This is a genomic window from Polynucleobacter sp. 78F-HAINBA, from assembly GCF_018882325.1.
GTDB lineage: Bacteria > Pseudomonadota > Gammaproteobacteria > Burkholderiales > Burkholderiaceae > Polynucleobacter.
In genome coordinates this window covers 46,098-72,259 of the sequence record NZ_JACVOQ010000003.1, presented here as the reverse complement: position 1 = coordinate 72,259, position 26,162 = coordinate 46,098, and the positions used below count along the sequence as shown (strand labels likewise).

28 protein-coding genes and 1 tRNA gene are annotated in these 26,162 nt (G+C 47.3%); 5 read left to right on the top strand and 24 right to left on the bottom strand.

The genetic code is table 11. The features are described 5' to 3' along the window. Window positions 1-6 precede the first annotated feature (6 nt). The 6 genes from ICN11_RS03980 to ICN11_RS03955 form a co-directional block, all read right to left on the bottom strand. Window positions 7-1,332: an ATP-dependent RecD-like DNA helicase gene (locus ICN11_RS03980; RefSeq protein WP_216229262.1), complete on the bottom strand. Its 1,326-nt coding sequence runs from the start codon at window positions 1,330-1,332 to the stop codon at window positions 7-9. 19 nt (window positions 1,333-1,351) lie between these two features. Next, window positions 1,352-2,122: an SUMF1/EgtB/PvdO family nonheme iron enzyme gene (locus ICN11_RS03975; RefSeq protein ID WP_216229261.1), complete on the bottom strand. Its 771-nt coding sequence runs from the start codon at window positions 2,120-2,122 to the stop codon at window positions 1,352-1,354. Between the two features lie 63 nt (window positions 2,123-2,185). Continuing rightward, a tRNA-His gene (locus ICN11_RS03970) sits at window positions 2,186-2,261 on the bottom strand. A 64-nt stretch (window positions 2,262-2,325) separates the two neighbouring features. After that, window positions 2,326-3,408: a tRNA dihydrouridine(20/20a) synthase DusA gene (dusA, locus tag ICN11_RS03965; protein ID WP_216229260.1), complete on the bottom strand. Its 1,083-nt coding sequence runs from the start codon at window positions 3,406-3,408 to the stop codon at window positions 2,326-2,328. A gap of 89 nt (window positions 3,409-3,497) precedes the next feature. Beyond that, window positions 3,498-3,746 (bottom strand): hypothetical protein, encoded by a 249-nt coding sequence (locus ICN11_RS03960; RefSeq protein ID WP_216229259.1) that lies wholly within the window; start codon window positions 3,744-3,746, stop codon window positions 3,498-3,500. Between the two features lie 91 nt (window positions 3,747-3,837). Continuing rightward, a complete protein-coding gene (locus ICN11_RS03955) occupies window positions 3,838-4,737 on the bottom strand; it encodes a pseudouridine synthase (protein WP_216229258.1) in 900 nt (299 codons plus the stop codon). A 115-nt stretch (window positions 4,738-4,852) separates the two neighbouring features. On the opposite strand from ICN11_RS03955, the gene ICN11_RS03950 reads away from it, so the two are divergent. From ICN11_RS03950 to ICN11_RS03940, 3 genes are all read left to right on the top strand, one after another. Continuing rightward, window positions 4,853-5,626: a TSUP family transporter gene (locus tag ICN11_RS03950; protein ID WP_216229257.1), complete on the top strand. Its 774-nt coding sequence runs from the start codon at window positions 4,853-4,855 to the stop codon at window positions 5,624-5,626. A 119-nt stretch (window positions 5,627-5,745) separates the two neighbouring features. Further along, window positions 5,746-6,171: a universal stress protein gene (locus tag ICN11_RS03945; RefSeq protein ID WP_216229256.1), complete on the top strand. Its 426-nt coding sequence runs from the start codon at window positions 5,746-5,748 to the stop codon at window positions 6,169-6,171. Between the two features lie 71 nt (window positions 6,172-6,242). Further along, on the top strand, window positions 6,243-6,479 hold the full coding sequence (locus ICN11_RS03940; protein WP_216229255.1) for a hypothetical protein: 237 nt from the start codon (window positions 6,243-6,245) through the stop codon (window positions 6,477-6,479). A 28-nt stretch (window positions 6,480-6,507) separates the two neighbouring features. Here the strand turns inward: ICN11_RS03940 and ICN11_RS03935 are convergent, their stop codons facing one another. From ICN11_RS03935 to scpB, 17 genes are all read right to left on the bottom strand, one after another. Continuing rightward, window positions 6,508-6,765, bottom strand: a complete 258-nt coding sequence (locus tag ICN11_RS03935) for a helix-turn-helix domain-containing protein (protein ID WP_370623599.1) — start codon at window positions 6,763-6,765, stop codon at window positions 6,508-6,510. Between the two features lie 38 nt (window positions 6,766-6,803). Further along, window positions 6,804-7,127, bottom strand: coding sequence for a type II toxin-antitoxin system RelE/ParE family toxin (locus ICN11_RS03930; RefSeq protein ID WP_216229254.1), 324 nt, complete (start codon window positions 7,125-7,127; stop codon window positions 6,804-6,806). A gap of 71 nt (window positions 7,128-7,198) precedes the next feature. Beyond that, a complete protein-coding gene (gene arsB / locus ICN11_RS03925; protein ID WP_216229253.1) occupies window positions 7,199-8,242 on the bottom strand; it encodes an ACR3 family arsenite efflux transporter in 1,044 nt (347 codons plus the stop codon). Continuing rightward, a complete protein-coding gene (locus ICN11_RS03920) occupies window positions 8,239-8,718 on the bottom strand; it encodes an arsenate reductase ArsC (protein WP_216229252.1) in 480 nt (159 codons plus the stop codon). The genes arsB and ICN11_RS03920 overlap by 4 nt, the downstream gene beginning before the upstream one ends. Beyond that, window positions 8,715-9,044 (bottom strand): helix-turn-helix transcriptional regulator, encoded by a 330-nt coding sequence (locus ICN11_RS03915; protein WP_216229251.1) that lies wholly within the window; start codon window positions 9,042-9,044, stop codon window positions 8,715-8,717. The genes ICN11_RS03920 and ICN11_RS03915 overlap by 4 nt, the downstream gene beginning before the upstream one ends. Window positions 9,045-9,101: 57 nt before the next feature. Next, window positions 9,102-9,287 (bottom strand): hypothetical protein, encoded by a 186-nt coding sequence (locus tag ICN11_RS03910; RefSeq protein WP_216229250.1) that lies wholly within the window; start codon window positions 9,285-9,287, stop codon window positions 9,102-9,104. 67 nt (window positions 9,288-9,354) lie between these two features. After that, window positions 9,355-9,771: a type II toxin-antitoxin system VapC family toxin gene (locus tag ICN11_RS03905; RefSeq protein WP_216229249.1), complete on the bottom strand. Its 417-nt coding sequence runs from the start codon at window positions 9,769-9,771 to the stop codon at window positions 9,355-9,357. After that, window positions 9,771-10,025: a type II toxin-antitoxin system Phd/YefM family antitoxin gene (locus ICN11_RS03900; protein WP_216229248.1), complete on the bottom strand. Its 255-nt coding sequence runs from the start codon at window positions 10,023-10,025 to the stop codon at window positions 9,771-9,773. Before ICN11_RS03900 ends, ICN11_RS03905 begins: the two co-directional genes overlap by 1 nt. A gap of 93 nt (window positions 10,026-10,118) precedes the next feature. Beyond that, on the bottom strand, window positions 10,119-12,482 hold the full coding sequence (locus ICN11_RS03895; RefSeq protein WP_216229247.1) for a Tex family protein: 2,364 nt from the start codon (window positions 12,480-12,482) through the stop codon (window positions 10,119-10,121). 94 nt (window positions 12,483-12,576) lie between these two features. After that, window positions 12,577-14,394 (bottom strand): translational GTPase TypA, encoded by a 1,818-nt coding sequence (gene typA, locus ICN11_RS03890; RefSeq protein WP_216135803.1) that lies wholly within the window; start codon window positions 14,392-14,394, stop codon window positions 12,577-12,579. A gap of 53 nt (window positions 14,395-14,447) precedes the next feature. After that, window positions 14,448-15,359, bottom strand: coding sequence for a tRNA pseudouridine(55) synthase TruB (gene truB, locus ICN11_RS03885; RefSeq protein ID WP_216229246.1), 912 nt, complete (start codon window positions 15,357-15,359; stop codon window positions 14,448-14,450). A 6-nt stretch (window positions 15,360-15,365) separates the two neighbouring features. Beyond that, the gene (rbfA, locus tag ICN11_RS03880) at window positions 15,366-15,734 is read right to left on the bottom strand and encodes a 30S ribosome-binding factor RbfA (RefSeq protein WP_015420788.1); all 369 of its coding nucleotides are present in this window, start codon (window positions 15,732-15,734) and stop codon (window positions 15,366-15,368) included. Window positions 15,735-15,748: 14 nt separating this feature from the next. Then, entirely contained in the window at window positions 15,749-18,541 is a 2,793-nt protein-coding gene (infB, locus tag ICN11_RS03875; protein WP_216229245.1) for a translation initiation factor IF-2, read from the bottom strand. Between the two features lie 13 nt (window positions 18,542-18,554). Further along, window positions 18,555-20,036, bottom strand: a complete 1,482-nt coding sequence (gene nusA, locus ICN11_RS03870) for a transcription termination factor NusA (protein WP_216135813.1) — start codon at window positions 20,034-20,036, stop codon at window positions 18,555-18,557. Then, complete coding sequence (gene rimP / locus ICN11_RS03865) at window positions 20,033-20,524, bottom strand: ribosome maturation factor RimP (protein WP_215303141.1); 492 nt, start codon at window positions 20,522-20,524, stop codon at window positions 20,033-20,035. The genes nusA and rimP overlap by 4 nt, the downstream gene beginning before the upstream one ends. Window positions 20,525-20,697: 173 nt before the next feature. Then, window positions 20,698-22,449, bottom strand: a complete 1,752-nt coding sequence (gene rluB / locus ICN11_RS03860; RefSeq protein WP_216229244.1) for a 23S rRNA pseudouridine(2605) synthase RluB — start codon at window positions 22,447-22,449, stop codon at window positions 20,698-20,700. A gap of 6 nt (window positions 22,450-22,455) precedes the next feature. Then, window positions 22,456-23,223 carry an SMC-Scp complex subunit ScpB gene (scpB, locus tag ICN11_RS03855; RefSeq protein ID WP_216229243.1) on the bottom strand — a complete coding sequence of 256 codons (768 nt, stop codon included), beginning with the start codon at window positions 23,221-23,223 and terminating at the stop codon, window positions 22,456-22,458. A 202-nt stretch (window positions 23,224-23,425) separates the two neighbouring features. On the opposite strand from scpB, the gene ICN11_RS03850 reads away from it, so the two are divergent. Together ICN11_RS03850 and ICN11_RS03845 are read left to right on the top strand one after the other, a co-directional pair. Next, complete coding sequence (locus ICN11_RS03850; protein WP_216229242.1) at window positions 23,426-24,340, top strand: patatin-like phospholipase family protein; 915 nt, start codon at window positions 23,426-23,428, stop codon at window positions 24,338-24,340. Window positions 24,341-24,398: 58 nt separating this feature from the next. Then, on the top strand, window positions 24,399-25,355 hold the full coding sequence (locus ICN11_RS03845) for a hypothetical protein (RefSeq protein ID WP_255533147.1): 957 nt from the start codon (window positions 24,399-24,401) through the stop codon (window positions 25,353-25,355). Window position 25,356: 1 nt separating this feature from the next. Here the strand turns inward: ICN11_RS03845 and ICN11_RS03840 are convergent, their stop codons facing one another. Continuing rightward, the gene (locus tag ICN11_RS03840) at window positions 25,357-26,040 is read right to left on the bottom strand and encodes a C40 family peptidase (protein WP_255539876.1); all 684 of its coding nucleotides are present in this window, start codon (window positions 26,038-26,040) and stop codon (window positions 25,357-25,359) included. Window positions 26,041-26,162 lie beyond the last annotated feature (122 nt).

Below are 26,162 nucleotides of genomic sequence, written 5' to 3'. Positions count from 1 at the left end.
AAACAGTTAGCCTGGCAAACAGTTTAGATAGAAACGCTTCACCTCTTGATCACAGCTCACGTCTTTGGGCTGTATAGGTCGCTCAAGGGTAATGCCTTCAATTGAGGTGCAACGACTCAGGGCTACATAGACCTGCCCTGAGGCAAATGCACCTGAAGATAAATCGACTTTGATCTTATCAAGGGTTTTGCCCTGACTCTTATGAATGGTGACAGCCCAAGCCAACATTAAGGGGATCTGCACAAAGGTACCAATGATGTTTGGTGAAATTCTTCCAGACATCATGTCATGGTCATAGCGATAAGACTCCCACTGGTGACCTTTGACTTCAACTGTATTTGAGTATGGTCCGTTCTGCACCACGACCTTTACTGTATTGGGCAGCAATTCGCGAACGACGCCAATAGTGCCGTTTACCCAACGCTTAGGAAAATTGCTATCCGTTGCCGTAAACATGACCTTTGCGCCAACTTTTAGAGTCAGATGATTTGGTGATGGCAAGTTGCGATCATCCACATTGAACTTACCCGTGCTGTTACCGGTGTAGACCTTTGCTTCAGTTGTTAATGCTCGAAGGCCTGCACCATTAATTTGGTCTGCGCGTGCATTGGTTGTAGTAAGGGTGATCGTTTGCTCATCAGCCTCTTTTTTGGTTTCGTAGCAAACGGCATTTAAAGTATCGAGTGCTTCATCAATATCTTGGTTTATGCGGATTTGATTGAGTAAGCCTGCAAAGTGCGCATCTTTTTGGCGGAAGATCTTAGATAGCTCCACCATGGTCACATCTTTGCGATGCAGTGCCATGGCGCAAAAGAAATAAGGACCCTCGTAACCACGCTCAGAGAGCACCTGCATATCAGCATTGGAGACCACAGGAGGTAACTGGAATAAATCCCCCACAAACATCACCTGAATGCCGCCAAAGGGTTGGCTCTTATGTGGGCCGTTAGCACGCAAGAACAAATCCATCGCATCGACCACATCTGCTCGCACCATAGAGATCTCATCAATGATGAGTAGACGAATATCTTTGTAGAGGCGCTTGTCTTTTAAAGGCTTGATATCTTCTTCCGGGAATATCAAACGGGGTGGCAAACGAAAGAAAGAATGAATCGTGACACCCTTGACTTGTAACGCAGCTACGCCAGTAGGCGCCACTACCACTACGTTGCCAGGAATGTTCTCACGTAGATAACCAATTAAGGTGGTCTTACCAGTGCCTGCTTTACCACTCACAAAGATATAGGGGTCGTGACGCTCAATAGCGTCGATTACGTCCTGGTATTCAGGAGTAATTTCAATAGCGGATGGATCGACTACAGGATTGGTCATCCCCTATTGTTTCATGGGATCAGCTAACGCAGCGAAAGCCTATATAAACCACGCCAATATCGGCGGGCTTGGATTCCACATCAGACTCTTTTTGTCTTTCTGGGCCGTACCACCAGGAAGCGCCACGAGTAATAAAGCCACCATTGCGCTCAGTAGCAGTCCACTCCCAAACGTTGCCACCCATGTCCAACAAGCCATTGACTCCTGGCTTAGTGGTACCTGTAGGCACATGACCAGTGCCGCGGTTTAATGCGCCCGCTGGCGCTACACCCTTGTAGTCACCGCAACCACTTAGGCAATGAGAGACCTCTGGAGTAGCTCCACCTGGAAACGGATAACGCCGACCTTTGGTGTAGCCAGCTGGAGGAGTTTCTCTTTGCTCCAGAAAAGCCGCAGACGTCCACTCGGCTTCAGTAGGCAAACGCTTGCCGTAGAAGCGACAAACCGATGCTGCCTCAGCTTGATTCAGATGCACTGCAGGCTCACTAGATTTTGCTGGAACACCATAAGGCGTTTTCCAAGTCCAACCCGGCTTCTTCACAAAGCCCGCTTCATAAGAAAGTCCACCGCCGTTTTTCTCTGCCTGACTTAAAAAGCTAGTAGCATCAGCAAAAGTTTTGACGTCAGCAATCGTCATCTCAGTTTGATCCCAAGATACGGTACCGACTTTTACAACAGGAATGGTTGATGCAGGGGCGCTAGTCGCAGTAGATGGTCGCAGCATGAAATACAGCGCAATAACGGAGAGCAATAAGCCAAAGAGAATAGATAAAAGATCGAATTTTTTCATGGATGAAATCGAGAAAAATAAAAAAGCTCCGCAAAGGGAGCTTTAGGATACTGCAGTATTCGGTGGGGCGAACGACGGGGCTCGAACCCGCGACAACCAGAATCACAATCTGGGACTCTACCAACTGAGCTACGTCCGCCACTGAAGACATAGATTATAGCTTTTGAGGCAAAACCCTGTCAAAAATGGCTTAGATGCGGGGTTTAGGCGCCTTCAAACTCAAACGCAGCCCAATCCCCAAGGCATAAACTCGCATCGATAAAGAAATCCAAAATAGCTGCTTTGCTTTGAACTTTAGCCAGGGCATGGTGATCAGAAAGGCGCTGGCGCCAGTAACGGGAGCCAGCCCTACCGTGTGCCAGGCCCAAAATATGGCGGGTAAATGCACCGATATAAAAAGGCTTTTCTTTTGCCTGACATTCATCAAACCAAGCCTGCACCTGTTTCACCAATGCAATCTGAATACGATGCCATTCAGTCTCGCTAAAGAGGTAGCCAGCCGCATCGCCATCCGTATTGATCATGTCGTCCCAACCCAAGAGAAGCGCTGGAAAATGATAGGCTGCCCTGCCGACCATAAAGCCATCAAAATCATCCCAATGGCCAGCAATTTGGTCGTTGGTTTCTAATCCGCCATTCAGTAATACTTTTAGATTCGGAAACTGCTTTTGCGCATCTAGACGAAGCTTGGCTGCTACCTCATAACGTAATGGTGGTTTACTGCGATTCTCTTTGGGAGATAAACCTTTAAGAACAGCATTGCGCGCATGAATAGTCACCTGACTTGCGCCAGCATCCGCTACTGAGAGAATAAAGCTGAGGGCAAATTGGTAATCCGCTTCGGAATTGGCGGCATCCATGGAATCTAAACCCAGTCGATGCTTTACTGTAATTGGAGTATCGACTGCAGCCTTCATTGCTTTCACGCAATCAGCAACTAGCTTAGGCTCGGCCATGAGGCAAGCACCAAAGGCGCCACGCTGCACACGCTCTGATGGACAACCGCAGTTAAGGTCAATCTCGTCATAGCCCCACTGCTGCGCTAACTCTGCAGCCTTAGCCAAATCCGACGGCTCTGAGCCACCTAATTGCAACACTACCGGGTGTTGATCTTGCGAATAATCCAAATGACGCGGTACATCCCCATGAATAAGAGCGCCAGTAGTTACCATCTCAGTATAGAGAACCGTCTCTTTTGTAAGGGTCCGATGAAAAGAGCGGCAGTGTCGATCCGTCCACTCCATCATGGGGGCTACTGCTAAACGTTTCTGCGGGGGCTTGCTCATAAACTTCAATATAAGGTTGATTTGCATGACATTTTAAATGGATAAGGACAACCGAAGTTGCCCTTACTGATGCCACTTTAGCAACTAAGTTACTTTGTAAGCTTAGCCTCTAATTCCACTGCAAGATCCAAGGCGCCCATGTAGCCGGACTTGAGGTGACTTGGCAAATCAGGGTCACCCACCATAGCGCCCAAAGTTTCCACCAAGCTAAAGACTAGGCCTTTGGCTGCACTAGCTGCAATCGTATTGTTTGCTACAGCCTCATCAATATGATTAACTGCATCCAAGAAATAGTCGTGCCCTGGAAGGCCATCGGGTCCTAAAACTTCTTTACTCATTTGTAATTTCCTATTAAATAGTGATTTACATCATTAGTCCACTGTATAGAAATCTTCGACGTATAGGTAGAATTCTTTATCAGCGAGGTAATCAACAAATACTTAACTCTTGATTTGTAATGAAATGACGTACATTGCCGGTGATAGGGTCTAGAAAAGCAACTTCCCTAGCTAACAACTGTAAGGGCTTGGAGAAGTCCAAATCGTATTCTTGGTATGGCGTGAGGATGGGGTAGATCTGGTCGTTTTGAATGGGTATTCCCAGACTATTGAGATGGCAACGCAATTGGTGCTTCTTTCCACTGCCAGGGGTAAGGCGGTACCTAGCCCAGGGCTTTGATATTTCAAGTAACTCGATCAAGGTGTCAGCGTTAGTCTCGCCCTCCACCTCTTGCATTTGTAAAAAGTGTTCGGACTCCTCTAGTCTGCTTTGATAAGTCAACGGTAATTTATTGATGAGCTCTTCTGAATACGGTGCGATAGCTTCATAGACTTTTTTGACTGCGCGATCTCTAAACAGATTCTGGTATTGCGCCCGCTCTTTCCGATTGACTGAAAAAATAACTAGGCCTGCGGTATCGCGATCAATCCGATGGATGGGGCTTAGCTCTTGAATACCGGTTTTTTTCTTTAGGCGATTGAGTAGGGTTTGATGTAGATAAAGACCGCTTGGTGTTACTGGTAAAAAATGGGGTTTATCAGCAACCAGAATATGTTCATCTTGAAATAGGATGACTTCCTCAAAAGGAATTTCTGGTTCTCTAGCCAAGCGCCTGAAATAGAGTAAATGCGTATTGGGGAGATAGGCATTGCTTGCAGCAAGCGCCTCGCCCTCTTGATTGAATACCAAGCCCTCGTCAAAACGAGCCCGCCATTCACTTGGGTCTATGTGTGGAAAGTTGGCAATAAAGAAATCCAACAAACAAGCGTGATTCCGCCCAATAGGCAAATACACCCTTGATGAGGAGACTCCTTCAGAATTGACTTTCATGTGAACTAGATTATCCAATCAATCAAGCTGCAACACTAATCTGAATACACCCCCAATAAAACACCTCTAAAATAGGCTGGCACCACTTAAAAGAACTAGAAGAACAATAGACGCTATGCTTGAACTCTCCGCTTTCGATCTGAGCCTTTTACTGGCCTGCGCCTTATTTGCCGGCTTAGTCGACTCCATCATTGGCGGGGGTGGAATGATTCAGGTTCCAGCCCTATTTGCAGTTTTGCCAGGCTTTCCGCCGGCCACCCTACTCTCAGTCAATAAATTTGGCTCAATCGTTGGAACGATTGGTTCAGCAATTCAGTACAGCCGCGCCAATAAGAGCCCTTGGAGCCTGGTGATTATCTCTTCAGCATTTGCTTTCTTTGCATCAGTTGCGGGAGCCTATCTTGTAACTCGAATTCCAACCGAATGGCTTAGAGGAGCCCTGCCATTTTTATTGATAGCGTTGCTTATCTTCAATATCAAATCGAGTGCCGGCCTTATTCATGCACCCAAACACCAGCACCGCAAGCAAAAAGCGATCGCCTCTACTGGCGCCAGCGTCATTGGTTTTTATGATGGCTTCCTAGGCCCAGGAGCGGGTGCCTTTTATAAGCTCTTCTATACCCGCGTATTGGGATTTGATTTCTTGAGATCTGCAGCGCCTGCAAAGTTTCTTAATATCGCCTCCAATTTAGGCGCACTGTGCGTCTTTTTCTATTTAGGCTACTTTGACTGGAAGCTCGGCTTACTGATGGCCAGCGCTAATCTTGTAGGTGGTCAAATTGGCACTAAGATCGCCATCAAACATGGCAATGCCTTTATTAGAAAAGGTTTCTTTATTCTGGTGACCATCCTCATCATCAAAACCTTCTATGACGCCTATCTGAGGTAAACACCAATCTAGATGGGGCTCATCCGAGTCAAGTACTTTTTTCGTGGATTTATGACGATTTTCGTAGTAAATTAGTTATATGCAGGTGCAGTTTATTAACTACAAAAATAGAGGGACACATGAAAATACTATTACCGGTTGACGGCTCAAAATCTTCACTCAATGCAGCCAAGTATGTTGGGAAGTTAGCCAAAGATTTACGCAGCAAGTGCACTGTGACATTGGTCAGCATTCATGACGATATTGGCCTTGGTCACGTGAAGCAATTTGTAGCTACAAGCGTGATTGATGACTATCTCCGCGAAGTAAGCGAAAAAGAACTCAAGCCAGCTCAGAAGGCGCTCGATGTTGCCGGCGTGAAACACAGTATGGTGATTAAGCGTGGCAACGTTGCGAACGAAATCATCGCCCTAGCCAATAAAGAAAAATTTGACCTCATCGTTATGGGCTCCAAAGGTAGAAGCGGTATTGTTGATGCTCTCATGGGCTCAGTTGCTCAAAAAGTAGCCAATGCAGCTAAGCAGCCTGTTTTGTTGATCAAATAAGCACCAAGGTTAATTCGATGAATTAACTTCAATAGGCCGTCCGTGTGACGGCCTTTTTTATGGGTTACTAAATGAGCATTTTGCTTCTCTTATTCGCGCCAGCAATTTTTGCCATTTACTGGCTTATTCGCCTACAGATATGTCTGTCTAGAGCTCGATATTTAGTAGATACCTACGGCATGGACCGTAAAAAATTACGCAAGCTGTCTTGCAAAGAGCTCAAGAAACTCAGAATATCCATTGATGAGCTGAGGCATGCAAATGATGCCTTTGGTTTAGAGGCGCTGGTTAGACCTTATAGGGCATAACCAATAAGAGCTGCAAATGGTTTATTCCTTAGACCAGATGCAATTCAACCTTCTTACCTAAGGCCGCAGCATATTTTCGAAGCGTGTTTAAACTTGGGGAATGCTTTCCAGTTGCCAAAGAGCTTTCCAGCCTAGCTATAGCGGGGGCTTGTGTACCCATTCTACGAGCCACTTCAGCCTGGGATAGGCCTGCAGCTTTACGGGCCTGAAGAATTTCATCAAGAATAGCAAACTCTTCTTTATTTAATCGCTCAACCTCAGTCTTAACTGCAGAGTTTTTTAACATCTTGGCAACGGCCTGTTTATGACTTAACGGCTTTGTCTTCATAACTTCAACTCCTTCATTCTCAACTTGGCTAGCTTTAACTCCCGGTCAGGAGTTTTCTGCGACTTCTTAATGAAGCTATGCAACATTACGATCTCTCGTTCCACCAGCGTGCAAAAGAAAACTCTAGCGATTCCCTCGGCACCTTTTAGCCTTAACTCAAACAACCCGCCGCCAAATGAATCGGTATGCGGCAATCCCAAATGCGGCCCATATTCAATCATGCGCTGAGTTAAAGCAATGTACCGTGCCTGCAAAGAAATGGGCAAATTAAATATCTGCTCCAATACATCGGAACTGGAATAGCGAATGGAATAGTTCATTCATTGATGCTAACAAATATGTTAGCATCAAACAACCATGTTGCGCAAGGGCCATCCAGCCCCAGGGCTATTTAGACCGCAAAGAAGCGATCCTTAAACCACAAAGCCACAGTTACCAAGCCAATCATGATGGGCACCTCTACCAAGGGGCCTATGACTGCCGCAAAGGCAGCTCCAGAGTTGATTCCAAATACCGCAATAGCAACAGCAATTGCGAGCTCAAAGTTATTGCTAGAGGCTGTAAACGAGAGTGTGCAGCAACGCTTATAGTCAATCCCCATTCTGCCCGTCACAAAGAATGTCAGCAAGAACATGATGAGGAAGAAGACAAGAAGAGGAACGGCAATGGTGACTACATCCATGGGTAGAGTGAGGATCAAATTACCCTTGAGACTAAACATCACTACGATAGTAAATAGCAAAGCAAGCAAAGTGAGCTTACCGATACGCGGCACGAATTGCTCGTGATACCGATCTTTGGAGATGAACTTCAACATCACCACACGAGTCAAGATGCCGGCAATACAAGGCACACCAAGGTAGATAAAAACGCTCTCAGCGATCTGCCCCATGCTCACGCTTACATTAGATGCAGCCAATCCAAAGTAAGGAGGCAAAACAGTAAGAAAGAAATATGCATAGACACTAAAGAATAGAACCTGAAAGATCGCATTAAATGCCACTAAGCCGGCCGCATATTCAGTAGAACCTTTTGCAAGATCGTTCCAAACAATCACCATCGCAATACAAGGCGCTATACCAATCAGAATCAAGCCTGCCATGTACTCTGGTTGATCCGGCACAAAGGTAATAGCCAAAAAGAACATTAATGTTGGGGCAATAATCCAGCTCATGAGCAATGAGATCAGGAAGATACGCTTGTCCTTAAAGACATCCGGCAAATCTTCGTAACGTACTTTGGCAAACGGCGGGTACATCATTAAGATCAGGCCAATAGCGATTGGGATGTTTGTCGCTCCCACCTGGAAGGAGTTAATAAATCCCTCAATGCCAGGCATAAAGTGCCCCAGTCCAATGCCAAAGGCCATTGCAGCAAAGATCCATACTGTGAGGTAGCGATCAAGAAAGGATAGTTTTTTAGTTAAGGTATTCATGCTTTTGTATGCACCTCTTTAAGACTCATGGAGTCCAATTTGTCGAGCGGCATCGCAGCCAAGATATCCAATCTTTTCTTGAGGCCGTTCATAACTTCAATGAAAGCAGCCTTCTTCTCAAGATCACTACCCTGCACTTGCGAGGGATCCGGAAAACCCCAATGCGCAGTGGCTGGTTGACCAGGCCAGAATGGGCAAACCTCACCAGCCGCATTGTCACAAACCGTGATGATGAAATCCATTTTCGGCGCATTGGGCTCACCAAATACATCCCAACTTTTTGACTTCAGCAAAGCCCGATCCATGCCCAGCTCCACTGCAATATCTGCAGCGATCGGATTGACGCTCGTGCCAGGAGTTGATCCAGCTGAATAGCCTACGAACCTGCCACTCGGGTGAGTAGATGCCAAAGCCTCGCCCAAGATAGAACGTGCGGAGTTATGTGTACAAAGAAAGAGGATGTTATAGGTTTTCATGCTGACTTAGTCTTGCGTGTGATTTTTTCAGGGGTGCAGGATTTACCGCCGCAGCAGTTATCCAGGAGGAAGGTGCTGAGATCTTGAACTAGAGCCGCGTTTGGGCGATAGATTAAATTGCGACTTTGACGCTCAACTAAGAGCAAATTAGCCTGCACCAACTCTTTTAAATGAAAGCTGAGTGTGGCATTTGGAATGCCGAGCTTCTCAACAATTTGGCTTGGTGTGAGACCAACATCGCCCTTTTGAACGATGAGGCGAAAGATATTGAGTCGAGACTCCTGCCCTAGGGCTAGAAAAGCTGAAACTGCATCTGTATTTTTCATATTTCCAATTATATAGAAATATATTACAGATTGATGACAGCCTCCGATACAAACAGATTACTTTGCACCAAACATTTCCGCGAGACTAAAAACCGAGGCAAAAAATAGAAAATATGCCCCAAAGATTACCCCGAGAATAGCAACCCCAATAGCGAGCCCTAGCGGCAGACCAAGAGAACCTATGGTGACTCTAAAAATAAAGGCCACAAAAAAACCAGCAATCAAAAAAGCCAAAATGTCCATATAAGCCTTAATCTAAAGTAACTTTGCAATACATTTCAAAAGCTAAATCAACCCAAGCAATTTAAACCTAACGCCAAGGATCAAACATTTTCACGCCAGATTGACTGAAGTCAGCAATATTTCTGGTGACGATTGTCATGCGATGCTCAATTGCAGTTGCAGCAATCATGGCATCTCTTTCGGATTTAGGGTTTGGCACATGTAGAGTTGCACAGCGCTGCGCAACCGCCAGATCCACCGATAGCACCCTCCCAGAGAATGCTGGCAGAACATGTTTGCTCAGCCACTTTCGCAGGACTTGCCCCTGCTTTTTATCCCTTCTTTCAACCTGCAGGACCCCAATCTCTAGCTCCAAAATTGATATAGCCGAAAGAAACATGAGCTCAGGATCAGTTTCCTCGGCCCACCCTTTAACATTGGAATTGATTTGACCGCTTCCTAGCTTTCTAAACTCTGAAACTACGTTTGTATCAAGCAAATACATTAAAGAAGATCCGAAATTGGCTTTGTGAAGCTCGATATTTTCTCAGGCTCAAAATCAATTTCTCCAGCACCGTTCATACCCACAAGATCTAAGATGTTTTTCTTTTTTCCAGTCACGCGCTGATACTCGGTGAATGTCATCAAGACATGTGCAGGCCTTCCCCGATCGGTAATAAAAACGGGGCCCGCTTCTGTAGCTTTTTTTACCCGACCAGTATCCTGATTAAACTCACGACTTGAAAAGGTGATAATCATCTAGCCCTCCAATAAGATATTGCTAATGTATAAATGTTACTACATTAGCAATATCTTATTGGAGGGAAACAAAAAAACCACTCCAGGTATGAATTAACCCTTTAATTTACGCAAAGCTTCCGCCATCGCATTATTGATTGGGGGCGCAGATCTTCTATCTTCATGAGGCCTTCTGGCATCTGGGGATCTTGGAATGCCTGGACGATTTACTCTTGGCTCTGGTTTTGCACCTGGAGTAGATTTAGGCGCTTCATCAGAGAGTCGCATAGTCAATGCAATACGCTTACGCTTTTCATCTACTTCTAGCACTTTGACTTTAACGACCTGCCCTGCTTTAACTACGGTGTGTGGATCTTTAACAAAAGTATTGGCTAGCGCGGAGATGTGGACGAGTCCATCTTGGTGAACACCAATATCCACGAATGCGCCAAAGGCTGCCACATTAGTAACAACGCCTTCCAAGATCATGTCGGCCTTAAGGTCGCTGATTTTTTCTACGCCATCTTTAAATGTCGCTGTAGTGAACTCGGGGCGTGGATCACGGCCCGGCTTTTCTAATTCTTTAATGATGTCGGTGACAGTGGGGACGCCAAACTTTTCATCGGCATATTTTTCTGGACTGAGGCCTTTCAGAATAGTTGCATCACCAATTACTTCTTTAACGCCCTTCTTAATATCCTTCAAAATCTTCTCTACCAAGGGGTAGGATTCAGGATGGACTGCTGATGCATCTAGAGGGTCTGTGCCGTTCATGATGCGCAAGAAACCGGCTGCCTGCTCAAAAGTCTTCTCACCTAAGCGTGGCACGCTACGTAAATCCGCCCGCGTCTGGAAGGCGCCATTGCTATCTCGGTATGTCACAATGCCTTCTGCAACGGTGCTACTGAGGCCTGAGACCCTTGCCAGTAAAGGCGCTGATGCCGTGTTGACGTCTACACCCACCGCATTCACACAATCCTCTACGACTGCCACCAATGACTTGGCTAGCTGAGTTTGCATCACATCATGCTGGTACTGACCTACGCCAATTGACTTCGGATCAATCTTTACTAATTCCGCCAACGGATCTTGCAATCTTCTAGCGATGGATACTGCTCCACGCAATGACACATCCATACCGGGCAACTCTTTTGAGGCGTACTCAGAGGCGGAGTAAACCGATGCCCCTGCTTCTGATACAACAATCTTGGTGAGCTTCAGTTCTGGCTTAGCTTTGATTAAATCCTGCGCCAACTTGTCTGTTTCGCGTGAAGCTGTACCGTTACCGATCGAGATTAAAGTTGCCTTGTGTTTCTCTGCTAACTTCGCGAGGGTATGTAGTGAGCCATCCCAATCATTCTTAGGCTGGTGCGGGTAAATGACATCGGTATCAACCACCTTACCTGTCGCATCCACCACAGCTACCTTCACACCCGTTCTCATTCCAGGGTCTAAGCCAATAGTCACCTTAGGGCCCGCAGGTGCAGCCAATAGCAAATCTTTGAGGTTGCGAGCAAAGACATTGATCGCCTCAGTCTCAGAGCGTTCACGCAAAGCACTCATGAGTTCGGACTCCAAATGCATAGAGCACTTAATACGCCAAGTCCAACGCACGGTTTCCGCTAGCCACTGATCAGCTGGACGGCCTTCGTTCTTAATCTTGAACTGATTAGCGATTCTAGACTCGCAAGGATTATGGGGCGCATCCCATTTCGGCTTTTCTTCTTCGGTGTCTAGACGCAAATTGACCATCAGCATCTGTTCACGACGACCCCTAAATAAAGCCAAGGCGCGATGCGAAGGGATTGCTGACACGGGCTCAGAGTAATCGAAGTAATCCGCAAATTTTTCACCCTCTTGCTCTTTACCGGCGATGACCTTCGATTCCACAACGCCATGTTCTTGCAAATAGGTTCTCAGTGATTGCACTAGGCCGGCATCTTCTGCAAAGCGCTCCATCAAAATCTGACGCGCACCTTCAAGAGCAGCTTTGGTGTCTGCTACACCAGGGTTCTCACCTTGATCAGATGTAAATGCTTCTTTGAGATATTTAGCGGCCTCCACTTCTGGATCCAACATAGGATTAGCTAATAAATCATTGGCCAAAGGCTCTAAACCGGCCTCTAAGGCAATTTGCGCCTTAGTACGACGCTTGAGCTTATAAGGTAGGTAGAGATCTTCTAAGCGCGTTTTATCCTCTGCCAACATGATGGCTTTGAGTAACTCCGGGGTCATCTTGCCCTGCTCTTCAATCGAAGCAACAATGGCTTTGCGACGCTCTTCTAATTCGCGCAAATAGCCCAGACGATCTTCCAATAAACGTAGCTGCGCATCATCCAAACCACCCGTCACCTCTTTACGGTAGCGGGCAATAAAAGGAACTGTTGCACCCTCATCCATCAGCGCAATAGCAGCAGCTACTTGGGCAGGTTTGGCGGATAACTCTTGGGCAAGGCGTTGTTCAATGGATGGCAGCATGAGGATCTATTTTTACTATTATTTTTGGAATTTGGATTTCAATGAAGAACAAAAGCCACCCGGAGGTGACTTTTGTTGTGTAGCTTGAAGTAGCTTAGTCGCGTGATGCTTTTTTACGCTCATGCTCCTTGAGGTAGCGCTTACGAATACGAATACTCTTCGGCGTTACTTCTACCAATTCATCATCATCGATAAATTCAACAGCGTACTCAAGGTTCATTGCGATTGGCGTTACCAAGCGCACTGCTTCGTCAGTACCAGATGCGCGAACGTTGGTTAATTGCTTACCCTTAATTGGGTTAACAACCAAGTCATTGTCACGGCTATGAATACCGATAACCATACCTTCATACAAAGGATCGCCAGGGCTCACGAACATACGACCACGGTCTTGCAATTTCCACAAAGCATAAGCAACTGCTTCGCCATCATCTTGACTGATCAATACGCCGTTATGACGCTCACCCAAGATGCCGTCTTTTGCAGGTGCATAAGAGTCAAATGTGTGGCTCATCAAACCGTTACCGCGAGTCATGGTCATGAAATCGCCTTGGAAGCCGATCAAACCACGCGCAGGAATACGGTACTCAAGACGTGTGCGACCTTTACCGTCACTCACCATGTCCAGCAATTCACCTTTACGCTTACCCAGGTCTTCCATGACAGCGCCTTGAGTTGTATCTTCTACGTCAACTGTTAAGTTCTCGTACGGCTCCATCTTCACGCCATCGACTTCGTGGAATACAACACGTGGACGAGAAACTGCCAACTCGTAACCTTCACGACGCATTGTTTCTACCAAGATGGTGAGGTGCAATTCACCACGACCTGACACTTCAAATACAGTGTCATCGTCAGTTTCTTTTACACGCAAAGCCATATTGGATTTCAATTCGCGGTCTAAACGCTCACGAATCTGACGGCTAGTAACAAACTTACCTTCACGACCAGCCAATGGGCTGGTGTTCACCATAAAGTTCATGGTCAAAGTAGGTTCATCAATCTTCAGCATTGGCAATGCTTCAGGAGTATCTGGCGCGCAGATCGTTGTTCCGATTGCTAAATCTTCAATACCGTTTACCAATACGATGTCGCCCGCTTGAGCTTCATCAACCAACTCGCGCTCTAAACCACGGAATTTCAATACTTGGTTAATACGGCCTTTGCGTTGAACGCCATCAGGACCATCCATAAAGACTACGTCCATCAACGGCTTCACAGTTCCGCGGTTTACACGGCCTACACCGATCTTACCGACGTAAGTACTGTATTCAATCGAAGTAATTTGCAATTGCAAAGGACCTTCTGGATTGTCATCACGCACTGGAACATGCTTGAGCACAGTGTCAAACAATGGGCGCATGTCGCCTTCGCGAACATCATCAGTCAAGCCAGCATAGCCGTTCAAACCAGATGCATATACCACTGGGAAATCCAACTGCTCTTCAGTAGCACCTAGTTTGTCAAACAATTCAAAAGTGGCATTGATCACATAGTCTGTACGAGCACCTGGACGGTCAACCTTGTTAATCACAACGATAGGCTTCAAACCGAGAGCTAACGCTTTTTTAGTAACGAAGCGAGTCTGTGGCATTGGGCCTTCAACCGCGTCAACCAAGAGCAAAACGCCGTCAACCATGGAGAGCACACGCTCTACTTCGCCACCGAAGTCGGCGTGTCCCGGTGTGTCTACGATGTTGATGTGTGTGCCGTCATACTCCACCGCACAGTTCTTGGACAAAATAGTAATGCCACGCTCTTTTTCCAAGTCGTTTGAGTCCATGACGCGTTCGGTCATTTTTTCATTGGAGCGGAATGTGCCTGATTGGCGCAAGAGTTGGTCAACCAAAGTAGTTTTACCGTGGTCAACGTGGGCGATGATGGCGATATTACGAAGTGCGCGTTTAGTCATGTGAAGCTTCTGAAGTTAAGAATAAGGTTAATAAATAAAGGGGTTAAATGTGTTTAATGTGCTGAAGAGATCAAGCGCTTAGGATGTAATACCCCAGAGCGCCAATCTCCAGTACCAATAAAGTTATGCGGAGCAGCAGTTGCACGATAGATACGCACTAGCGCCTCTATCGAAGGTAAATTGAGTGGGACTCGTTGACCCATCTCCAAACGTTTTGCCTGTTGCTCATCCACAGTTAAGTGTGGCAATGTCTGCAAGAGTGCGTCGACTGGCAAGATGTAACTTGAACTATCTTGTAAGCCCTTTTGAATGGATTCGATAGTGAATGACTGATCGAGAGTGAGGTGACCTACTTCAGTGCGGCGCAGGCCAACTAAATGGGCGCCACAACCTAATGCCTTACCAATATCCTCTGCCAATACGCGAATGTAAGTACCTTTGCTGCAACTTACTTCCAAGGTAGCTTCAGGCCAATTGACATTGGTCCAACGAATTGCATGAATCGTGATATCTCGTGGAGCGCGCTCTAACTCAACACCAGCACGAGCATATTCGTATAAAGGCTTGCCATCACGCTTGAGCGCAGAATACATTGGTGGAACTTGGCTAATCGGGCCGGTAAAGGCTGGTAATAAAGCATCTAAGGCAGCTTTGATAGTGGCTTCGTCAGCAAATACAGGTAATGGGAGCTCTTCGATAACTAAACCTTCAGCATCACCAGTGTCAGTACGCTGACCGAATTTCACTTGAGCGATATAGGTTTTATCGGCCTCTAATAAATCCTGGGAGTACTTCGTTGCTTCACCTAAACAAATCGGGAGTAAGCCAGTTGCCATCGGATCTAAAGTGCCAGTGTGTCCTGCTTTTTCTGCATTGAAGGCGCGCTTCACGGCAGTGACTGCACCTTGCGAGCTCATGCCAGCAGGTTTATCAAGCAAGACAACGCCATCGATACGTACAGACATAGCTATTTACGCGTTCTCGTCTTTGCGATCGCTATCCACCGCTTGATCAATTAAGCGAGACATTTCAATGCCATGCTCAACTGAACTGTCGTAGTGGAAATGCAAGGTTGGCACAGTGTGAATGTGCAAACGCTTGAACAATAAAGAATGCAAGTAGCCCGCCTTGTCCTGCAAAGCCTTCAATGCCACTTCAGGCTCAGCACCCAAGACCGTAAAGAACACTTTTGCATGCGCCAAATCTGGCGTGAGCTCAATACTTTGCAAAGTAATCAAACCTAGGCTTGGGCTACGCAATTCACGAGGAATTAGCTCGGCCAGGTCTCGCTGAATTTGATCGGCGAGACGCTGGTTACGATGAGGACTAGTTTTATGCATTAACTGGGTAGCTCTTAAAGTGTTCTAGCGACTTCAGTAACTTCAAAGGCTTCAAGTTGATCGCCTTCTTTGATGTCGTTGTAGCCTTTTAATGACAGACCACACTCAACACCGGCGCGAACTTCTTTTGCATCATCTTTAAAGCGCTTGAGAGAATCTAATTCACCAGTCCAGATTACGACGTTGTCACGCAAGAGGCGGACACTAGAGGTGCGCTTAACAACACCATCAAGTACCAAGCAACCAGCAATCGCGCCAACTTTAGATACCAAGAAGACTTGACGAATCTCCACCATGCCGGTGATTTCTTCTTTCTTATCTGGTGTCAGCATACCGCTTAAGGCTGCCTTCACTTCATCAACTGCGTCATAAATAATGTTGTGATATCGAATATCCACACCATTGTTCTCAGCCAACTTACGTGCTGCACCATCCGCACGAGAGTTAAAGCCAATAATGACCGCCTTGGAAGCAACTGCTAAGTTAACGTCAGTCTCAGTAATACCACCCACCGCTGCGTGAACGATTTGAACCTTCACTTCTGCAGTAGATAGCTTTTGTAATGACTGTGACAGCGCTTCTTGAGAACCTTGTACGTCTGCCTTGATGATCAATGGCAACAACTTCGCTTCAATAGCACCCTCTTCCATGTTTTCCATCATGGTTTCGAGCTTGAATGCTTGCTGTTTAGCCAACTTCACATCGCGGAACTTACCTTGACGGAAGAGTGCGATCTCACGTGCTTTACGCTCGTCAGGAACTACTTGCACTGCTTCACCTGCTGCAGGAACTTCGGATAAACCTTGGATCTCTACAGGGATAGATGGGCCAGCTTCGTTACATGGCTTGCCGTTTTCATCCAACATCGCACGAACACGACCGTAAGTTGAACCCGCCAACAACATATCACCACGTTTGAGCGTGCCAGACTGAACCAAAATAGTGGCAACAGGACCGCGACCCTTATCCAAACGCGCCTCAATAACGAGACCTTGCGCAGGAGCATCTTTCGCTGCCTTAAGTTCCAAAATTTCTGCTTGTAAGAGTACGTTCTCAAGCAAGGCATCAATGCCATCACCTGTTTTAGCGGAAACGCCAATGAATGGCACATCGCCACCGTACTCCTCTGGAACGACTTGCTCAGCAACCAACTCAGTTTTAACGCGCTCTAAGTTAGCTTCTGGTTTATCAATCTTATTAATTGCTACAACAATTGGAACGCCACCAGCTACTGCGTGAGCAATCGCTTCTTTCGTTTGTGGCATCACACCGTCGTCGGCCGCAACAACCAAGATCACGATATCCGTTGCCTTAGCACCACGAGCACGCATTGCCGTAAAGGCTTCGTGACCCGGAGTATCGAGGAAGGTAATCATGCCGCGTGGAGTTTCAACGTGATAAGCGCCGATATGCTGAGTAATACCACCGGCTTCGCCAGTAGCAACCTTAGCCGCACGAATCTTATCGAGCAAAGATGTTTTACCGTGGTCAACGTGACCCATCACCGTAACTACTGGTGGACGTGGCAATAATTCTGCATCGTGACCAGCAATACCCAGATCTAAATCTGGATCATCCAACTTAGCAGCATGGGCTGTATGACCCATTTCTTCTACGATGATCATGGCAGTATCTTGATCTAAGATCTGGTTGATCGTCACCATCTGACCCATACCCATCAAGAGCTTAATCACTTCTGCACTCTTCACAGCCATTGCGTGAGCTAACTCAGCAACGGTAATGGTTTCAGGAACATGAACATCACGAACAACTGGTTCTGTTGGAACTTGGAAGTTGGTATCGACGTTGGCTTCTGCAATTTGACGCTGCTTTCTTCTGCCGCCACCTGAACGCCAACCGCCTACACCACCAGAGCTGTCGCCACGAGTCTTGAGGCCACCAGGTTTCTTGGCACCCTCTTCTTGCCAAGTAGATGAAGTCTCTGCAGACTTAATTGTCTTGCCGCCAACCTTAGCAACTGCTTTTTTCTTATCGTCAGCACCTTCAGCCTTAGCAGGCTTATGAAGGGTGCCTTTTTTAGCCTCTTCAGCAGCAATTTCACTTGGCGCCTTGAGAACACGTGCAGGCGCACTCATCATGTCGCGAATCGCTAAAGCTTCAGCTTCAGCAGCGGCACGACGTTTTGTAATATCAGCCAACTGTGCTTTATTAGCATCAGCGATATCTTTGGCAGCTTTATCTGCTTGCGCCTTTTTGTCGGCAGCTTTTTCAGCAGCCGCTTTAGCAGCAGAAGCATCGTCATCCGACTTCGCTGCCTTCTCAACAACAGGCTCAACTACGCTTGCAGCAGCTACAGCATCGGCTTCTTTTTGGCGAGCATCTTCTGCCGCTTTCATTTCCGCTTCTTGACGAGCTAGTAACTCAGCTTGACGAGTCGCTTCAGCTGCGCGTTTTTCTAACTCTTCAGCAGAAAGAATTGGTTTAGCAGGCGCTGCAGGAGCAACTTCTTTAGCCGCTGGAGCTGGAGTCTCTTCAGGAGCTTTGTCTCCTGCTTTAACTAGTACGCGCTTTTTACGAACCTCAACCTGAACGGTACGAGTACGTCCAGCAGAGTCTGCCTGACGAATCTCGGAGTTTTCGCGCTTGATTAAAGTAATCTTTTTACGACTACCTGTATCCGCACTGCCATGCTCTTTTTGCAAATGCTCAAGCAGGACAGTCTTGTCCTTTTCGGTAATGCTGTCGTCCTCAGAACCTTTTTCAATACCGGCCGCCTTCAATTGCTCCAGAAGGTCAGGCGCGGTACGTTTTAATTCTTTAGCGAGTACTTTTACTGTTGTTGCCATGTACTACTTCCTCTCATGAAGTAAACCAATGTTCGCGCGCTTTCATGATGAGCGTTTTCGCGGTTTCTTCGTCAATTTGTGTCGCCTCAACTAGCTCATCAACAGCCAGTTCAGCTAAGTCGTCACGTGTGTGAACTTGATTGTCAGCAAGCTTGGCAATCAACTCAGTAGTCATTCCCTCGAGGGAACGTAAATCTTGTGAGACTTCGCCAACGCGCTCTTCTTTAGCCAATTCCATGGTCAAGAGGGAGTCACGCGCACGAGTACGCAATTCATTTACTGTGTCTTCGTCGAAAGAATCGATTTCTAACATTTCAGAGAGGGGTACATAAGCAACCTCTTCTAATGTGTTGAAGCCTTCTTCAATCAAGATGTCAGCAACTTCTTGGTCAACGTCCAATTTGTCCATGAACAATTGACGTACAGAAGCAGCTTCTTTTTCAGTTTTCTCTGCGGACTCTTCTGGAGTCATGATGTTGATTTGCCAACCAGTCAACTCGCTAGCTAAACGAACGTTCTGTCCGCTACGGCCAATCGCGATTGCCAAGTTCTCTTCGTCAACCACCACATCCATGGCATGACGCTCTTCATCAACCACGATAGAAGACACTTGAGCTGGAGCCAAAGCGCCAATCACAAACTGCGCTGGATCTTCAGACCACAACACGATGTCCACTGCTTCGCCAGCCACTTCGTTACGAACTGCAGTAACGCGTGTGCCACGAACGCCAACGCAAGTACCGATTGGGTCGATACGCTTGTCATAAGTAATCACGGCAATTTTTGCGCGGATACCAGGGTCACGAGCTGCACCTTTAATCTCTAATAAACCTTGCTCCATCTCTGGAACTTCGTTCTCAAACAACTTGATCAAGAAATCAGGGCAAGTACGTGAGAGTTCGATCTGTGGGCCACGTGCTTCACGATCCACTTTCAAAATGTAAGCGCGTACACGATCACCAGAGCGGAGGTTCTCTTTTGGAATCATTTGATCGCGGCGCAACAATGCTTCGACACGGCCAGATTCAATAATCAAACCGTTCTTGTCAGCACGCTTGACGGTACCGGTCATGACTTTTTCGCCACGCTCAAGGTAGTCGTTCAAAATCTGCTCACGCTCAGCATCACGAATACGCTGCAAGATCACTTGCTTGGCGGCTTGTGCACCGATACGGCCAAAGGCTAAAGATTCGATTTGCTCTTCAATGAATTCGCCAACTTCCATGTCAGGAAATTGCTCGAGTGCTTCAAAATGAAGGATTTCTTTATCCGGCTCTTGGAGACCTGCTTCATCAGGAACAACCAACCAGCGACGGAAGGTTTCGTATTCACCAGACTCGCGATCAATCGATACACGAATATCCACATCTTCTGTCGGATAACGTTTCTTAGTGGCTGATGCCAACGCCATTTCTAGCGCCTCAAACACAATGGCTTGATCTACGTTCTTTTCACGCGCTAAGGCGTCTGCCAACATGAGAACTTCTCGGCTCATGACTTTCTTCCTTTGAAATCAATAACAGGGACCAACCGAGTCTTATCGACCTCGGCTAAAGAAAACTCCAATTGAGATTCAGTGCCATCAGCACCTTCAAACAACAAACCAAATTTCGCATCAGGCGAGTCCAACTCACCGCTCAGCAAACCTTGCAACACACCACGAAACTTCTTGCGATCGCCAACGGCAACACGCAACTTCAAATCCACTTCCATTCCAGAGAAGCGCTCGTAATCAGCCGCTGACTTCACAGGGCGATCCAGACCAGGAGAGGAGATCTCTAGACGCTCAAAGGGAATGTTTTCCACCGGCAGGGTGTAGCTCAGCTGGTGACTTACCTTTTCGCAATCCTGGACATTAATCAAGCGCTCGTAATCCGGGTTCTCAATCGTGACGCGCAGCAAACCTCCGGCTTCACGCTCGATATCGACTAGCGTGTACCCTAGGTTTTCTACTTCTGCAGAAATAATCCGCTGATCTTTCACGAACACCCTTCAATCCAAAACGGCAAAAAAAAATGGGCTTCAAAGCCCATATTCTCGAAATTCAGAACAGGCCGACTTACGTTGATCGCAACATCAGTCGGTAACAACTCAAAACAGCAACGAACTGCTGTAAGACCAAAATTATAGCCGATTTAGAGGAAAACCGATAGAAATCAGAAGCTTTCGCTTGGATTTCTTGGTTTTCTAGGGCCTTTATTGAAGGGTTTGCGCCCTTTTGGTGCCCCCCGTTTAGGGCCATTTCCTGGGCTTTGAGGGCTTGCCGTCACAAAAGCTGACTGTCCATGATGGACTTTCTTACCTTTATTGCGGTTTTGACCTTGGCCACCCTGACCGCCACCCTGGCCACCTGCGCCTGGACGACCGCCCTGAGTACGACCCCGGAAAGGACCTCGACCTTCACCCGAACCACCGCCACCAGGTTTACCACCCCTATTTTGATGGGTTAGGGCACCATGGCCACTGGCCTGGGTTAAAGCGTCCCGCGAACCCCAATAAGAAACTGAGGTTTGCATTGGGTCAGGCTGAAAGTCCTCGCTAGCAGGAGAACGGCTATCGCGACCTTGTGCATTCGGATTGCGGCCCTTATCTTGTGGCTGAGGCATTTTTAAGCCCGCAAACTTCATCAGGTTATAGATACCGCCGGCTTCAATCTCCTCCCATTTACCGCGTCTCAAACGTGGAGGCAATAAGAAAATACCGTAACGCGTACGAATCAAGCGAGAAACAACATGCCCGACTGCTTCAAACATGCGGCGCACCTCACGGTTACGACCTTCAGTCAAAGCAACGTGGTACCAACGGTTTGCACCTTCCCCGCCACCCATAGAAAGACGCAAGAATTTCGCTTGGCCGTCATCCAAAGTAATGCCGCTCTTTAATTGAGTCATGTTTTCTTGACTCAAATCGCCCAGAATACGGACAGCGTACTCACGCTCAACACCGTAACGCGGATGCATCAAGCGATTAGCCAACTCACCAGAAGTGGTGAACAACAAAAGACCTTCAGTATTAAAGTCCAAACGCCCTACCGCAATCCAACGTCCTTGACGCGGCTTTGGCAAACGATCAAATACAGTTGGACGACCTTCAGGATCGGATTGACTCACGATCTCTCCAGCAGGCTTGTGATACATGATCACGCGCGGTGGCTTAGTCTGAATCTTGCGATGAACTGGCTTGCCGTTAATGCGCACCTGATCAGTCGGCCCAATACGTTGACCAATGTGAGCCGGTAGGCCATTCACGGATACGCGCCCTTGAATAATCAAGTCTTCCATATCGCGACGTGAACCCATGCCGACGTCAGCCAACACCTTATGCAACTTCACGGTATCTTCGTCGTCAGCGTCGTCGTCTAAACCATCTAGGTCTGACCAAACTTCATCACGCAAGCTGAGCGGCAAATCATCGATGTTTGCAAATTGCAAGCTACTCATCTCATCGTCAGTCGGTGCATCTGCATCTTCGTCATGACGCACACGTTGTGCACGGCGCTCTGCACCAGTCTGATGAGAAATCTCATTCTCATTTAGGCCATCAGGATTTTTAACTTCAAGGACTTCAGGCGCATCTAATGCTGCATCGAACTCACCAGAAACTACTGAAGCAAATAAAGCTTCGCTCTCAGCTGGATTTGGTGCGAGCTTAGCGGATGCATTATTGCCACCTTCGCGCTGACCACCAGACTCACCGCCCTCGCGACGAGGCCGGTCTTTATTGAATGGGCGTTTCTTATTGAAAGGATGCTTGCTAGCACCCGCGCCCTGGCGGCGTGGGCGACGCTGGCCGCCTTCGCGCCCCTCACCCCTATTACCCTCTGCAGGATTAGATGCAGACTCAGAGCTGGGGGAATTATCCGATTTAGGTTTAATCGGAGATGAATCGTTTTCGTTATGACTTGTCATTAATAATTATTTTTGTTCGTCTGGTTTGTCTTCAGACTCTGGGGAAACTTCTTCTGCTTCTTCTGCTTCTTCCGCTTCTTCACTTGTCTCTTCACTGATTTCATCATCAGCAATCTCAGCAACAACTTCTTCGTTGATAGATTCTTCGTTCGTCGGTTGAATAATGGGTTGGCCGTTTTCGTCCAACTCAATAACTGTTTCAACCGTCGCACTTGGATCAAACTCCATTACCGCTTGACCTAATTGCTCTGCCGCAGCCATCGGCGCAGCATCTTCCAACATCGGCAAGCTTTGTAAATTCGTGAGGCTCAGGTCATCTAAAAATTGTTTAGTAGTAGCGTATAAACCTGGGCGACCAATAGTCTCTTTATGGCCAATGACCTCAACCCAACCGCGATCCTCCAACTGCTTCATCACATTGCTGCTCACTGCAACACCACGAATCTCTTCGATTTCACCGCGAGTCACTGGTTGACGGTAAGCAATAATCGCCAAGGTTTCCATCACTGCACGAGAATACTTTGGCGGCTTTTCTGGAGTCAAACGATCGAGATACTCGCGCATCGCTAAACGGCTTTGGAAACGCCAGCCAGTTGCAATGTGCACCAACTCCATGCCTTTATCTTCCCAGGCTTTTTGAAGCTCTAATAGAGCATCATCAATTTCGCCAGCGGCAATGTCTTCGGCAAATAAGCGCGTCAGATCAGCAACGGTTAGTGGTTCTTGCGCGCACAAGAGGGCTGTTTCAATTACGCGTTTATTGTGATCATCCATAAAATTCTGGCTATCAGGCTATGACCTGATGAGGCTATAAAAATGTATTTCAGTAATGGGTTGGTGGTGTTTTGGTGGCGCTATTTAGCTACTACGGGCAATTCATCTCCGAAAATCCACTTGGGAGAGCTACCCATGCTGAAACGAAGTCTTTTTCGCCCACCGTTTAGCCATTATAAGGGAGGCTCAATACAATAGCCACATGCACGAAAAAACAGCCCCATTCCTAGATTTATCCCCTGAGACAGACTCAAGACGCCGCTTTCTGGGCTTAGGTCTTGGTTTGGGAGCCCTAATTGGAGGTTCAAACCTAACTGGGTGCAGCCTGATGAGTAGTCGCAAGCCCATTATTGGCCTAGCCTTGGGGGCAGGAGCAGCCAGAGGCTTTGCCCACGTAGGTGTCATCAAAGCACTTGAGGCTCAAGGTATTCGACCCGATATCGTGGTGGGTAGCAGTGCTGGTAGTGTTATCGCCGCATTACTTGCATCTGGCGCTACCGGCAATGACCTGAACCGACTTGCCTTAAATCTCGATGAAGCCACTATTGCCGACTGGGGACTTCCTTTTGCAGGAAGATTTGGTGGCCTCATCAAAGGAGATGCCCTACAAAACATGGTTAATCGTGAAGTGCAAAATAAATCGATCGAGCAAATGCGCATTCCCTTGGGCATTGTGGCAACTGAATTGCAATCCGGCAAAGGCGTTCTATTTCGCTCTGGCAACACTGGTTTGGCAGTGCGCGCCTCCTGCAGCGTTCCGGGAGTATTTCAGCCAGCCGTTATTAGCGGCAAAGAATATGTCGATGGTGGCTTAGTTGCACCAGTTCCAGCCAGCTATGCAAGGCAGATGGGGGCAACCATAGTAATTGCAGTCAACATCTCTTCGGAGCCAGTTCATCAAGATGCTAGCGGAACCTTTGGCGTCCTGCAGCAGACCATATCGATCATGCAGCGAAGTATTAATCAGTTTGAACTCAAGGGTGCAGATATTGTGATCACCCCCCATCTCAAGCAAATGAGCAGTGGTGATTTCAAATCCAGAAATGCGGCAATCCTAGCTGGCGAAGTAGCCACCCAAGAACAGATGGCTGCCCTGAAAGAAAAACTGCGATCCTAGCCCTAGGGCTAACTTCCCAAGTGAGGGTGATTGATTTAGGATTCGGTGCAACGTGTTTATGAAAACCATTCCCACCCTCTTTAAAGTCTTAGTTGCATTGGCAATAACAATGCAAGCACAGCAAATTTATGCGCAAAGTGGCCAATTCTCTGCGGGGGCAAATAACTACCTTAAAAAGCGTACCGACGCCTTCATGACCATCACGGGTTACTCACTCACCCCAGACGTCACAACTGGTTCACTGTCTATCACTGACAAAGGTGGAGACAATCAAAATTTACAAATGATTTCTCTTGGGGGAGGCGATCGCATTAGCGCCAACTTCCCGCTCTATCTTGAAGGCACAATTGCTGTTAATCGCTATAACCCGACGTTTACCGATGGCATTGGCAGCACCAGTGTCACGGTGCCCGTTCATTGGAATGGCATTACAGGCACAGGCGGGATTGGCTGGGACTTTCCGCTGACTGATAACTTACGCATTCGTCCAATTGCCAATTTCATGCTCGGTCATGTCGAGAGCGATCTCTCCATTGCGGGTCGCTATATTCAAAACAATACTGGGGCAGATTTACAGTTTCTCAACAAAGGGCGCATGAATGCGTATGGTGCTGGTGGTTCATTGATGCTGGACTATGAGGACTACAAACCTGAACGTGAATACGACGCCGAATTGCGCTACACCAATATCGCCATTAATACCTTCGATAGCTCTGCTGCGGTTCAAGGCTCTGCAGACTCTCAGAGCTTAGGATTGTGGGCTCGCGCCAGATACCCTACTCCACTAACAGTACTGGAGAGACCTTTGCGAGCCGTCTTTGAGGTGGCGCATACCGAGTTTTTGGGTCAGCTCCGCGGTGCTCTTGGATTTGATTCACTCTCCTCTGTTGGTACGGGAGTGGAAATTGATCGCAGCGCCTCAGACCCCATGTTTAGTAGGGTGCGCTTGGTATTTCGGTATCAGTTTGGACAGAACGTCCGAGGTACTTCTATTGGTCTAGCGGCAAGCTTCTAAATCAGAGGCTGCGAGATTTACGCTTGAGTTTATTCACTTCATTTAATAACTCTTGACGCTCTGCATCACCCAAGTTGTCGCTGCCATCTAATCGGCGAGCACCATCAAAACGTTTATCCCAGTAGAGACTACCAAGATCATCAACGCGCACGCTAGTACCTTTAGATGGGGAGTGAATAAATTTATTGTCGCCAACATAAATGCCGACATGAGAGAAGGTTAAGCGCATGGTGTTGAAAAACACTAAGTCGCCAGGCTGCAATTCTTCGCGAGTAATAGGTTTGCCAACACGACTCATTTGAGTGGACTTGCGCGGCAATAAAAAACCTAATTTGTCTTTGAAGACATAGCCAACAAAACTACTACCGTCTAAACCAGATTGGGGCAACTCCGCATCCCAGCGATAACGCACACCAATCACTTCCATAGCGCGGTTAATCAATTCATCCGATTTGCCAGTAACTGAATCCGCCAGGCGATCCGATACGCGAGCAAAGTAAGACTTACCCGCCTGGAACATGCTTTCTTTAGGCGCCTCTTTAGTCACCTCAACTGAAGCATCCTTTGCAGTGTCAGGAGTAGTGTCCACCGCCATTACCGGATTTATGGCAAGCATGAATGCAATCAGCGCAGCCAATGGCATTTGCTTTACTAAGCGGGGTAAAAGGTCTTTTTGAAAGGACATCGTTTCATTCTAACAAAGAAGGTCTATTTCACCAAGTGCTAGCCCAAGGGCTAACTCATTGTTTTGAATAGGATATTTCGTATTGCGGTGCATGAATGCACCAATTTAGCGCCCTGCTGAAC

Bases quoted from the DNA above. Each gene is read 5' to 3' on its own strand.
- ICN11_RS03895 (WP_216229247.1), bottom strand. From the start codon at position 12,482: ATGCTGCCATCCATTGAACAACGCCTTGCCCAAGAGTTATCCGCCAAA.
- truB (WP_216229246.1), bottom strand. From the start codon at position 15,359: ATGTCTGTACGTATCGATGGCGTTGTCTTGCTTGATAAACCTGCTGGC.
- ICN11_RS03840 (WP_255539876.1), bottom strand. From the start codon at position 26,040: ATGTCCTTTCAAAAAGACCTTTTACCCCGCTTAGTAAAGCAAATGCCA.
- arsB (WP_216229253.1), bottom strand. From the start codon at position 8,242: ATGAATACCTTAACTAAAAAACTATCCTTTCTTGATCGCTACCTCACA.
- rbfA (WP_015420788.1), bottom strand. From the start codon at position 15,734: ATGCATAAAACTAGTCCTCATCGTAACCAGCGTCTCGCCGATCAAATT.
- ICN11_RS03980 (WP_216229262.1), bottom strand. From the start codon at position 1,332: ATGACCAATCCTGTAGTCGATCCATCCGCTATTGAAATTACTCCTGAA.
- ICN11_RS03950 (WP_216229257.1), top strand. From the start codon at position 4,853: ATGCTTGAACTCTCCGCTTTCGATCTGAGCCTTTTACTGGCCTGCGCC.
- nusA (WP_216135813.1), bottom strand. From the start codon at position 20,036: ATGAGCCGAGAAGTTCTCATGTTGGCAGACGCCTTAGCGCGTGAAAAG.
- ICN11_RS03920 (WP_216229252.1), bottom strand. From the start codon at position 8,718: ATGAAAACCTATAACATCCTCTTTCTTTGTACACATAACTCCGCACGT.
- ICN11_RS03935 (WP_370623599.1), bottom strand. From the start codon at position 6,765: ATGTTAAAAAACTCTGCAGTTAAGACTGAGGTTGAGCGATTAAATAAA.
- typA (WP_216135803.1), bottom strand. From the start codon at position 14,394: ATGACTAAACGCGCACTTCGTAATATCGCCATCATCGCCCACGTTGAC.
- ICN11_RS03900 (WP_216229248.1), bottom strand. From the start codon at position 10,025: ATGATTATCACCTTTTCAAGTCGTGAGTTTAATCAGGATACTGGTCGG.
- scpB (WP_216229243.1), bottom strand. From the start codon at position 23,223: ATGGATGATCACAATAAACGCGTAATTGAAACAGCCCTCTTGTGCGCG.
- ICN11_RS03975 (WP_216229261.1), bottom strand. From the start codon at position 2,122: ATGAAAAAATTCGATCTTTTATCTATTCTCTTTGGCTTATTGCTCTCC.
- ICN11_RS03955 (WP_216229258.1), bottom strand. From the start codon at position 4,737: ATGAAAGTCAATTCTGAAGGAGTCTCCTCATCAAGGGTGTATTTGCCT.
- ICN11_RS03960 (WP_216229259.1), bottom strand. From the start codon at position 3,746: ATGAGTAAAGAAGTTTTAGGACCCGATGGCCTTCCAGGGCACGACTAT.
- ICN11_RS03945 (WP_216229256.1), top strand. From the start codon at position 5,746: ATGAAAATACTATTACCGGTTGACGGCTCAAAATCTTCACTCAATGCA.
- dusA (WP_216229260.1), bottom strand. From the start codon at position 3,408: ATGAGCAAGCCCCCGCAGAAACGTTTAGCAGTAGCCCCCATGATGGAG.
- ICN11_RS03940 (WP_216229255.1), top strand. From the start codon at position 6,243: ATGAGCATTTTGCTTCTCTTATTCGCGCCAGCAATTTTTGCCATTTAC.
- ICN11_RS03850 (WP_216229242.1), top strand. From the start codon at position 23,426: ATGCACGAAAAAACAGCCCCATTCCTAGATTTATCCCCTGAGACAGAC.
- ICN11_RS03910 (WP_216229250.1), bottom strand. From the start codon at position 9,287: ATGGACATTTTGGCTTTTTTGATTGCTGGTTTTTTTGTGGCCTTTATT.
- ICN11_RS03845 (WP_255533147.1), top strand. From the start codon at position 24,399: ATGAAAACCATTCCCACCCTCTTTAAAGTCTTAGTTGCATTGGCAATA.
- infB (WP_216229245.1), bottom strand. From the start codon at position 18,541: ATGGCAACAACAGTAAAAGTACTCGCTAAAGAATTAAAACGTACCGCG.
- ICN11_RS03905 (WP_216229249.1), bottom strand. From the start codon at position 9,771: ATGTATTTGCTTGATACAAACGTAGTTTCAGAGTTTAGAAAGCTAGGA.
- rluB (WP_216229244.1), bottom strand. From the start codon at position 22,449: ATGACAAGTCATAACGAAAACGATTCATCTCCGATTAAACCTAAATCG.
- ICN11_RS03930 (WP_216229254.1), bottom strand. From the start codon at position 7,127: ATGAACTATTCCATTCGCTATTCCAGTTCCGATGTATTGGAGCAGATA.
- ICN11_RS03915 (WP_216229251.1), bottom strand. From the start codon at position 9,044: ATGAAAAATACAGATGCAGTTTCAGCTTTTCTAGCCCTAGGGCAGGAG.